Here is a 9,990-nt window from a genome sequence, read left to right as displayed (position 1 = left end):
CCGATACGAGCGCAAGGCCGACCACTTCCTGGCCTTCACCAGCCTCGCCTGCACACTCATCTGCTACCGCAGACTCGCCAAATGAGATGTCCTCTTAGGGGACCCACGCACCACCCCCCGGACGATCAGGTGACCGCGCAGGTACGGGTACGTGCCAACGGATTCCCGCCGGCGCGGCGGCCGGACCCCCGGTGGCCAAGAGCCGCGGCATGTTCGGGACCGGACGACGCCGGTAGCCGCGGGCAAGCCCAGCGGAACCCGGGCAAGCCGCCGCCCCCGGCCGGGGTTTGCCCACGTGCCCCGAAGCGCGCAGGGGTAGTGACCAGGCTCGGCCGGACCATCCCGGACGGGGTCGTGAGGGAGGCCATGCCCCGCGCCGGCTTTGTCCATGAGAACGGGTTCTGGCACAGGATCTGTGGTGAGGCCACGCTGAGTGAGGGATCAGCTCGCGGGTGACCAATCCCGGTGGCGAGAACGAACCGCTGATCAGTCTCGCGCCTCGGCTCCCGACCCCTGGCTAAGGAACTGCTTCGCTGCCTCAATCGCTTCTCCGTTGAGTTCCTCGACGGAGACTCCCCAGCTCTCCTCCCAGCCGTCTAGGTTGTGCGCGCAGTGCACAAGGGGTTCTAGCTCTTCGGGGTAGCCGAGGTCATAGGCGATGTCTACCCAGATGAGGTGAGTGCCAGCGGCGGGATCCGGAGAGCCGTCGGCAATCTGACCGGCGATCCAGTAGGCCATCGCCCACTTTGCGGCCCGGGGGTCTGCGGGCGGGTGGAAGAGCAGTCCCAGCTCGTCCAGTACTTGGTCGAAGAGCTCTGGCGCTTCAGGCTCTTCGCTCCGGAGGAGTCCCGCCAGCATGGCCAGGGACGGGCTCTCGACCCCAGCCATCAGCGCGTCCAGACCTGCCTGGATGAGCCTGTCCGACCCGACATGCCTGCCAAATGCCCTCTCGCGCGCGATGTGTCTGAACTGATCGAGGGCGTCGTCGCTGGTCATCAAGGTCTTCTCCGTCAGTATCTGGAAGGGGAAGGCTTGCATATCCGCCGCCGCGGCTGCCATGGAGTTCCTCCTGTCTTCGGTGATCAGGACAGGAGGAGGCGCTTCCGCAGGAGGGCGAAGCCTGCGCTGCCGAACATCTGACGCTTGAGCATCTTGATCCGGTTGACGTGCCCTTCCACGACGCCTGAGCTCCAGGGCAGAGTTAGGCTGGCGATGACGGCGTCGCGGTCGCGGTCGATGCCTGCGGCGAGGGTGTGCAGGCTGGGCAGGTCGTCCTGCCGGACGGCGTCGAGCCAGTCGGGCAGGCGCTCGCCCTGGCGCTCGGTGGGCATGGTCGCGAAGGAGCGGACGTGCCCGGTGAGGGCATCGAGTTCTGGGCAGTGCGCCCAGACGGCCTTGAGCTGGAGTTGTTCGGTCTCGGTGAGGGTCTCCGGACGGCGGAGGATCCATCCGGCGACGGTCCTGGGCGAGGGCGGCCGGGCGGTCACCGGCTGCGGCGAGGTGCGCTTGTCGTGCAGGTAGGCGCGAACACGCTGGTAGCTGCCCTTGTAGCCGAGTGGCACGATCTCCTCCCACAGCTTCCAGGCGTTGGTGCGGCCCTCGGTCCAGCGGTCGTCCAGGTAGGGCTTGTAGTCGTCGAGGACGGACGGCCGGTTCTGCCACTGACCGGTGAACAGCTCTTCCGGTGTTGCGGTGTCGGCGAGCTGCTTGACGGTGCGGTAGGTCACCCCGAGCTGCCGCTGCACCGACCGTCGGCTGTGCCCCGCATTCAGCAGTGCGTGGACGGCAGCGTGCCGGGACCGGGTCCGATCGGCGAATCGGTGTCCGCGTGGCCAAGGAGAGCCGGACGAGTCCGCGGCCGGAACGGCCCCGAGATCGGGTCCGGGTTCAGAGGCCGTGGGGACCAGAGTGCGGAGGCAGCGACGGTGCTGGGCGACGCTCCGCTCGGTGGCCTCGCTCAGGTTGTGCCAGAGATGCCACCGGTCCGCGACCTGGACGGCCTGCGGTGCACCGGCGCTGGCGCCCTCGGCGAAGAATGGCGCCCGGTCCCGGCATATGACCTCGACGCCGGGCCGATCGGCGAGCCAGGCCGCCAGGCTCGATGCCTCCCGGTCGGGCAGTAGGTCGACAGGACGGCGGGTCTCCACGTCGACGAGAACGGTTCCGTAGTGGCGGCCCTTGCGGGTGGCGTACTCGTCGACGCCGACCACACGCGGGGCGGGCACCTCCGGCTCGAGGAGAGCGTCGACCAGGCGCAGGACGGTACTCCGGCTGATGGACACCCCGAGCACGGAGCTCAGCCGAGCGCCGGCCCGGCCCGCCAGGGCGAGACCGACCGAGGCCAGCGCCGAACGCAGCCGCTCGGTCCGTTGACCGTGTCGACGGGTCAGGCCGGGTATCTGCTCGACGAAGGTCCGGCGTACGCATTCTGAGTTACCGCAGGTGAACCGGCGGACCCTCAGCCGGAGAACAACGCTTCGTCCGGCGCTCGGCACATCAGCGGAAAACCGCAGGTAGGAACCATGAACCCGGTTCGACCAGACCTCGCACGCCGGGCAAGCGGCACCGTTCGCAGTGCCTTCGGCGTTGACGCGAACTATCGCGATACTCACGTCCACCGACAGCACCGCGACGTCCGTGATCGACGGGAACAACAGCTCTTGCAACCGGAGCACGATCTCTTCCACGGCCCCGAACTGTCATCCCAACCGCCCAGACCACGGCTCATTTTCGGGCAACCTCGCATACTGCCCAGGGAAGCTCAGTCGTCACTCAGCGTGGCCGCGTCACAGAAGTTGTGCCAGAACCCGTTCTCATGGACAAAGCCACCCGCGCCGGTACCGGTCGTTGAGCCGTCCATGACGACTGCTGGTGTTTCCGCGCTCCTGGCCGAGTACGACTCATGTACGTGGGTTCCGACCCAGGCCGAGCGGGAGTTCCCTGATGATTGCGCGTGTTCAATGCGTCCCGGCCAAGGACGGCGGCGAGGAGACCCCCCGGAAGTACATGCGAGGGGCAGTAGCTGTCGGGCCTGGTTCCGTTCGGCCGTTCTTCCGCCGATTGCCGTCGCATGCGTCCGACCACGACGGAGAACAACCGGGACTCGACGGGGACCAGGCACTTGATGTACGCGCCTGCGCCGCCGCCTCCGCCCGTACCGCCGGCCGAGCCGCCTCCCGCCCCGCCGCCTCCGCCGGCCGCGCCGCCTCCGCCGCCACCCGTTCCGCTGTCCATGCCGCCGCCGTGTCCGCCGGGCCCCCACAGCAACACAGTGATGTGGGTGACTCCCTTGGGAACCAGGCACTCCCACCGGGCGAAGCTGGGCTTGTCGAACACCTTCCTGCCGTGGGGAGCCGCGGCGTCAGCCGGCTGGGGGCTGTTGAGGCTGCCAGCGGCCAGGCCGGAGAGGGCCAGAAGGCAGGCCGCCCAGGTGCCCGGGCGGATACGCCGCTTCGGTCGGGGCGCGCGAGCGCCGGTGGAGGAGGTGGCGTCAGACATGATCGGCTCCCATGTCGCACAGTGCGGACGGGACGGTGGTGGCGCAGTCAGGGGGGCCCGAGCCGTGCCAGCGGCTGGACGGCACCGCCCCCCGACGGCCGCATCAGCCCTTCCGGCGGAGGCAGGCAAGGGCAGTGGCGCCCCCGGCCACCGGCGGCGCCGGGAAGCCCGCCGGTCTGAGGCGGATGTCATCTGGCGCGCCCCCGGCCGCATCGGCGCCGTCTCCCTCGCCCCCAGCTCGTCCTCGCCGGACACACACCACAGGAAGGCGCCCGTCTGCTGGACGAACACCCCGCTTCCGCGACAGAGCCCCTGGCCTCCACCGCGTTCCTCGCCGCCCTCACCGGACACTGGCACCGAAACGCCCGACTGCCAGCCCCCCGGCGCCCCCGGACTGCGCGCCTACCAACAGCGCGCGGCCGCTGCCGGCCTCGCGCTCCTTGGCCACCGACTGCGCTGAAACAGCGAGATTGCCCCAGCTCGCTTCCACACGCGCTCGACGTCGGCTGAATGCACAGCAGCTGGGCCGTGGCGATCCTGAGCCGGACACACCACAGGCCCCGTGTTGGGGGGCAGTGATGACGTCCCCCGGGCCCGGCTCGGGGGACGCACCGTCCCATGATGCTGCGGCCCCACCGTCACGCGGTGGCCGGCTGCGGCTCCTCCAGGACGCTGGCGACCTTCCTCGCCAGTTCCGCGATGTGCGGCGGCAGGTAGCTGTCCAGGGAGGTGATGTTTGCACAGACGCGCCTTCAGCACTCCCCGTCCCCCGGCCCCTTGAACCCGGTCGCGCTGCTGTTCAACTGGAGATAGAGGCGTGGGTGGAGCCCGTGAGAACCAGCCCCGTCTCGCTGCGTACGCTGTGAGCATCGAGGTGTTTGCGAGGAAGAGCTGCGGATGACTGAGAAGGCGTCTGTGCCCGGGCCGCGCCGGGACCTGGCGATACACAACGACTGGTGGGTGTCGGGCTGGGAGCACGTCCTGCCCCGTCAGGGCTTCCCATTGACCATGCTGATCGGGACGGCGTGCCAGCCCGGTTTCACCGGCTCCCTGGACGACCTCCTGCGGGAGATTTTCGACGGGCACTGGGACATGATCGGCGGCGACCTCGACGGTCCCCTCACCTTCTCCTGGCCCGATGAGGAATGGGACTACGAGGCCGCACCGGAGGGCCGCGAGGCATGCGAGGCGGCCCGCTGGGAGCATTTCAGCACCATGCTGACGACAGCCGGCTTCCCGGTGCCCACCACCGTGCGGAACCTGTCCGAGCTCTACCTGACATGGGGCCTGGCCCGCTGCGAAGAGACGCCGGACGGCACCCGATGGTCCATGCCCGCCGTGCTGCCGCTACCCGGCGACCTGCTGCCTTTGGACCCCGAACTCACCCAGCGCCTCGACGGGATCCGCTGGACGATGCGCACCGGCCCGCTCCTCGACACCCTCATCGACCACCTGGTCGATGATCTGGGTGAACCGGCAGAGACCCTCACCTCCCTCGACCGGCTGGCGGCAGCCACGGGGCAGGACGTCAACGACGTCCGGCTCGCTCTTGCGGAACTCGTGAAATCCGGCGACGCCCGTGTCCAGCGCGGCGAGGAGCCGGCCAACGCGGAGCGCCTGGAGGCCCACCGCCGCTTCCGCCTGGTCATGGACTGGGAGCACTTCCACGAGAACCGCATCCAGGTGAGCCGCGGGTGACCGAGACCGCGCCCGGCACCGTAGGGACCAGCGACACGCGCCTGATCGTGCTCCGAGGCAACAGCGCCTCGGGCAAGTCGTCCATCGCAGTCGGCCTGCGCGAGAGGTTCGGCCTCAACCTCGCCGTCGTCGCCCAGGACAACCTCCGCCGGATCGTACTGCGCGAACTAGACCGGCCCGGCGGCGCCAGCATGCGTCACGCCTAGCGATCACCTGAAAGGCCAACTCGATATCGGTTTCGGCAGGCTCAGCACCGACCGGCACCACCCTGCCGTCAACCGGTCAATCGGTCAGTCGGGAACCCTGGCGACAACACGCCTTGAGCACACCCGGAACTGGGCGGCCCGCCCGCTGTGCCCAGAACCGCGACCGCCTCGTGCGGGCCCTCTGCATGGACCTGGACCGCCTCGCCCAACCCGTCTCGGCCGCCACGTAGTTCGGCAGGGGAGCGTCCCAAGATCTCAGGCCCTACACGCATTCCAGTGCGATGCCGCAGCTCAGAACCTGTGTCATGTCCCCTTGAGTGGTGTCGGCGCTTGGGGTCCGCCGCCCCCACCTGATCGGTGAGGCGGATCACAGGCGGGCGATTATGCACATTGATCGCGGCCAGTAGATCATCGTCGATGGGCCCGGCGGGGACATAGGCCTTTCCGGTGATCCGGCCTTTCCGACCCCCCTGAAGGGGGTTCGCCCAGCCGCCCGCGAAGGCGATTCGACAGGCGAGTCGCCGATCTCATCCTCAGAACGGACACATGAAGTGGAGTTCTCGACTGTGCGCGACAAGATAGCGGCATCCGTCGGCGCTATTGCCCTGACGGCGTTCTGCGGCGTCATGACGGCCTCCCCCGCCCAAGCCGCCAACCCGGGCTACCACTGCACCAACTGGAAGTCGACCAGCCATGGCTGGAGCGCTGACTGCACCGTGACCAGGGGTATGGCGCGCGCGATGGTGGGGTGCTGGGACGGCACGTCGCACTTCGGAGCGTGGAAGGGGCGCGGTAACTGGAAGTTCGGCATGAGCTGCGGCAGGAGCAAGATGGGCGAGTCTGACGTGGAGTGGAAGCCGTAACACCAGATTCAGGGTCCGCTTCAGCTCCGCCATCCGCACTGCCGTCCTGTGCCTCTCGGCAGGGCCCGCAGGCTCCGTTCCGTCCCCGCCAGTGTCGATCAGTTCGCCCAGCTGCTCGTACGTCAGACCGGTGAACTCCCGGCGGACTTCCACCCGGTGCTCGGCGGCGCTGCGCGCTGTCGTCATGTCGGTCCTCTGGTCGGTGCTCACGCTGTGCCTCCCTTGTCTGCCTGGGTGCGGTTGGCGGTCCAGTCCGGATCGCGTACGGGTACGGGCGCCCGCGTGTCGGCGGCCGGGGCGCGCATGATGCGCCAGCTGGTGCGCGGCGCGGTGACGGCGTGGACCAGGACGATGACGGCCCGGTGGCCCGCACCGCCCCGGGCTCACGCCCCGGTGAAGCGGACCTGATCGGCCGTCTAGTCACCCGCCCGCTGCCAGGTGCGTAGTCGTCCGAGCAGATAGCCGTCTGTGAGCGTGGCGGCCGCGGTGACGACGATGCCCATCACGACCACCGCATCCCGATCGCGGACAGCTGCTCCATCCGCTCGGGGCCCCTATCTCTTGGGCCAAGGTCGTGGATCAGGATGGCGGCATGACGACCTGGTTTCGCACCTACTACGAGGACGAAGATCGGTGGCTGTATTTCGAGGCCGATGACGAGGGCTGGGCAGCGCGGCAGGTTGAGGTCCGGGGGCAGGACTCGCGTCCGGTGACGGCGGCCTCTTCGGCGGAGGTTGTGCACTTGCGTGACCATGCCGATCTCGCGGCAATGGGTCGCTATGAACGACAGTACGGCGTTCTCGCCGAAGGTCCCATGGACGGCTGGCAGGACCAGCCGCAGGCGGCCGAGATCTCCGCGGAGGAGTTCGAGCGGCTGTGGGCTGAAGCACGGCGGGCTCTCGGCGATTCAGCCTGACTTGGCGGGATGAGGTTCGTATAAGGTTCCGTCGCGGAGCATCGCGAAGAGGACATCGGCCCGGCGTCTCGCGAGGCAGAGCAGGGCCTGGGTGTGGTGCTTGCCCTGGGCGATCTTCTTGTCGTAGTAGGCCCGGGACGCCGGGTCGCCCAGGGGTTGGGCGCCGGAACGTTCTCGGGGTGACTGGTCGACTCGGACCAGTCCGCTCAGACCGGTCCGCTCAAACCGGCGGCTCAGAGCTGGCCGCTTTCGGGGGCCCGGCCCAGGACCGTGACCAGCAGGGCGCCGGCCGCCAGCGCGCCGCCCAGCCACATCACCGCGGTGACCCCCGCGCCGTCTGCCGTGAGCCCGCCGGCCAGCGCGCCCAGGGCGATCGCCCCGTTGAACACGCCGACGAACAGGGAGGACGCTGCCTCCCGCGCGTCGGGCGCGGCCGCCAGCAGCCAGCTCTGGGTACTGACCGACACACCGCCGTAGGACAGGCCCCACACCGCGAGCAGCACACCGGCGGCCAGCACCGAACCGCCGAGCACCGGCAGCAGGGCGACCGTGGCCGCCAGGACCACATTGATCACGACCAGGGTGATCCGCGGAGAGCGGCCGGCGCCGGTGCCCGCGGCGAAGGTGCCGATGACGCCCGCGACTCCGTACACGAGGAGTAGCGTGCCGATCAGCCCCGCGCTCGCACCGGAGACGTCCTCCAGCACGGGGCGCACGTAGGTGTAGGCGGCGAAGTGCCCGGTCACCAGCAGGGCCACCACGATCAGCCCGGCTCGTACCGGCGGCCGGGCGAACAATCGCATCACCCCGCTGAGCCGGACCTCCTGCTCCGCGGGCAGCCGCGGCAGCAGTAGCGCGAGCGCCACCAGGACCACCATGGCCAGGGCCGCGATGACCACGAACGCCGTCCGCCAGCCGGCGAGTTCACCGATGTACGTGCCGGCGGGGACGCCGAGCACGGATGCCACCGCGATCCCGCTGAAGACCAGCGAGGTCGCGGGACCGATCGACTTCGGCGGCACCAGCCGTACCGCCAGACCCGCCGCGATCGACCAGACGCCGCCCATCCCGATGCCGACGAGCACGCGCGCCACCACCATCACCGCGAAGTTGGGGGCCCAGGCGGCGATCAGGTTGCCCGCCGTCAGCACCAACATCAGCGCGCACAGTACGATCCGCCGGTCGGACCGGCCCAGCAACGGGGTCAACAGCGGTGCGGACAATGCACCGACGAGCCCGGTGATGGTCAGCGTCAGCCCGGCGGTGCCCTCGGTCACCCGCAGCGCGTCCCCGATGGGTGTCAGCAGGCCCACGGGCAGCATCTCGGACGTCACCACGGTGAAGGTCGTGCTCGCGACCGCCACGACACCCAGCCAGCCGCGGGTAGCCGAGCGTTCCCACGCCCCGGTGGTGTCTGCAATTTCCTCAGTCTGTGCCATGCCCTCAGCCAACCCGCCGCGACCTGGGGGAACAACGGCCGATTCCTCATCCTTCGATGAGCGGGACTACTCGATCGGCCGCCGAGCGGCGGCAGTGTAGAAAGGAACACCATGAGCGGTGTGGAGATACGCGAGCTGGAGGTGTTCCTCGCCCTCGCACAGGAGTTGCACTTCGGGCGGGCGGGAGAGCGCCTATACGTCTCACAGAGCCGGGTCAGTCAACTGCTGCGCTCGCTGGAGAGCCGCATCGGCGCCCCGCTCGTCGAACGCACCAGCCGCCGGGTCAGCCTGACCCCCCTGGGCGAGAGCTTCCTCGCCGAACTCCGGCCCGCCTACGAAGCCCTGCGCGCCACCGTCGACGACGCCCGGGCCGCCGCCCGAGGCATCGGCGGCACCCTGCGCATCGGTTTCCAGGGCACGGTCGACGACTGCCTCAGCCAGGCCATCGCCCGCTTCGGCGACCGCTACCCGGACTGTGCGATCGGCATCGTCGAGATCCCGCTCTCCGACCCGTTCGGACCACTGCGCCGCCAGGAGGTCGACTGCGCGGTGGTCCTGCTCCCCGTCTCCGAGGACGACCTCGTCCTCGGCCCCGTCTTCTCCCGCCAACCGCAGACCCTCGCGGTCTCCGTCCGCCACCCCTTCGCAGCCCGCGACACCCTGTCCGCCGAAGAACTCGCCGACTGCCGCCTCATCGGCATCGACGGCAGCGCCCCCGCGTACTGGCGCCGGGCCCAGGCCCCCGACCGCACCCCAGGCGGCCTCCCCGTCCCCGCCGGTCCCAGCGTCAACACCCTCCAGGAGGGCCTCAGCCTGACCGCCGCCGACCGCGGCGCGATGCTTCTGTGCCGCTCCACCGCCGACTACCACGGCCGCCGCGACTCCCTGACCTTTGTCCCCGTCCAGGGCCTTCCCGACTCCCAACTCGGCCTGGTCCGCCCCTGCACCCGCCCGTCCCCCCAGTCGGAAGCCTTCGCGGAAGCCCTGACGGAAACCACGGCCGCGCCCTGACCGGCTCCCGGCGAGAGGCGCCTCGCGCCGGGAGCAGTCCCCTCCGGCCGGACGACGACCCGGTGTGGCAGGGTCCGATCGTGCGGCCGGGTGTGCGGGAATGCGCCGCCGCCGTCAGGCGCGGGCGCCCAGGTCGTGCCTGACGAGGGATGCCTTGACCGCTCGGGCGGGAGGGTGCGGCCCCGGCCTGGGCCGTCCTGCAGGCCCCAGGTACCAGTCGGCCTCGGTCAGACGACGGCATCGGTCAGACGACGGCATCGGTCATAACGCTCGGAGGGGGGTTTGTTGGTGTGTCGGGTCGTTGGTGGCCGGGGGTGTTGTGGGTTTGTTGAGAGGCGAGGTTAGCGGTTCGGCGGGGG

7 protein-coding genes and 2 pseudogenes are annotated in these 9,990 nt (G+C 69.7%); 5 read left to right on the top strand and 4 right to left on the bottom strand.

The window, feature by feature from the left end; translation table 11 throughout:
• Nucleotides 1-486 precede the first annotated feature (486 nt).
• Nucleotides 487-1,059, bottom strand: a complete 573-nt coding sequence (locus ACZ6MA_RS33885) for a hypothetical protein (protein ID WP_469438750.1) — start codon at nucleotides 1,057-1,059, stop codon at nucleotides 487-489.
• A 23-nt stretch (nucleotides 1,060-1,082) separates the two neighbouring features.
• Nucleotides 1,083-2,687, bottom strand: a complete 1,605-nt coding sequence (locus tag ACZ6MA_RS33880) for an ISL3 family transposase (protein WP_469438748.1) — start codon at nucleotides 2,685-2,687, stop codon at nucleotides 1,083-1,085.
• A 1,708-nt stretch (nucleotides 2,688-4,395) separates the two neighbouring features.
• Here ACZ6MA_RS33880 and ACZ6MA_RS33875 point away from each other — a divergent pair.
• The 4 genes and pseudogenes from ACZ6MA_RS33875 to ACZ6MA_RS33860 all read left to right on the top strand — a co-directional run bounded on the left by ACZ6MA_RS33875 (nucleotide 4,396) and on the right by ACZ6MA_RS33860 (nucleotide 7,181).
• Complete coding sequence (locus ACZ6MA_RS33875; RefSeq protein ID WP_469438747.1) at nucleotides 4,396-5,196, top strand: DUF6042 family protein; 801 nt, start codon at nucleotides 4,396-4,398, stop codon at nucleotides 5,194-5,196.
• Nucleotides 5,193-5,390, top strand: a pseudogene (locus ACZ6MA_RS33870) (kinase); the annotation flags it as partial. The gene ACZ6MA_RS33875 and the pseudogene ACZ6MA_RS33870, both read left to right, overlap by 4 nt.
• Nucleotides 5,391-5,968: 578 nt before the next feature.
• The gene (locus tag ACZ6MA_RS33865; protein ID WP_469438746.1) at nucleotides 5,969-6,265 is read left to right on the top strand and encodes a hypothetical protein; all 297 of its coding nucleotides are present in this window, start codon (nucleotides 5,969-5,971) and stop codon (nucleotides 6,263-6,265) included.
• A gap of 592 nt (nucleotides 6,266-6,857) precedes the next feature.
• On the top strand, nucleotides 6,858-7,181 hold the full coding sequence (locus ACZ6MA_RS33860) for a hypothetical protein (protein WP_469438745.1): 324 nt from the start codon (nucleotides 6,858-6,860) through the stop codon (nucleotides 7,179-7,181).
• Here the strand turns inward: ACZ6MA_RS33860 and ACZ6MA_RS33855 are convergent.
• Together ACZ6MA_RS33855 and ACZ6MA_RS33850 are read right to left on the bottom strand one after the other, a co-directional pair.
• Nucleotides 7,173-7,334, bottom strand: a pseudogene (locus ACZ6MA_RS33855) (IS110 family transposase); the annotation flags it as partial. The gene ACZ6MA_RS33860 and the pseudogene ACZ6MA_RS33855 sit on opposite strands and share 9 nt — an antisense overlap.
• Nucleotides 7,335-7,414: 80 nt before the next feature.
• Entirely contained in the window at nucleotides 7,415-8,620 is a 1,206-nt protein-coding gene (locus ACZ6MA_RS33850) for an MFS transporter (RefSeq protein WP_469438744.1), read from the bottom strand.
• A 111-nt stretch (nucleotides 8,621-8,731) separates the two neighbouring features.
• Between ACZ6MA_RS33850 and ACZ6MA_RS33845 the strand changes: the two genes are divergently transcribed.
• Entirely contained in the window at nucleotides 8,732-9,631 is a 900-nt protein-coding gene (locus ACZ6MA_RS33845; protein WP_469438742.1) for a LysR family transcriptional regulator, read from the top strand.
• The last annotated feature ends 359 nt before the right edge of the window (nucleotides 9,632-9,990 follow it).

The sequence above is a fragment of the Streptomyces sp. NPDC042259 genome, from assembly GCF_055582085.1.
This window is presented reverse-complemented; position numbering and strand designations above follow the sequence as displayed.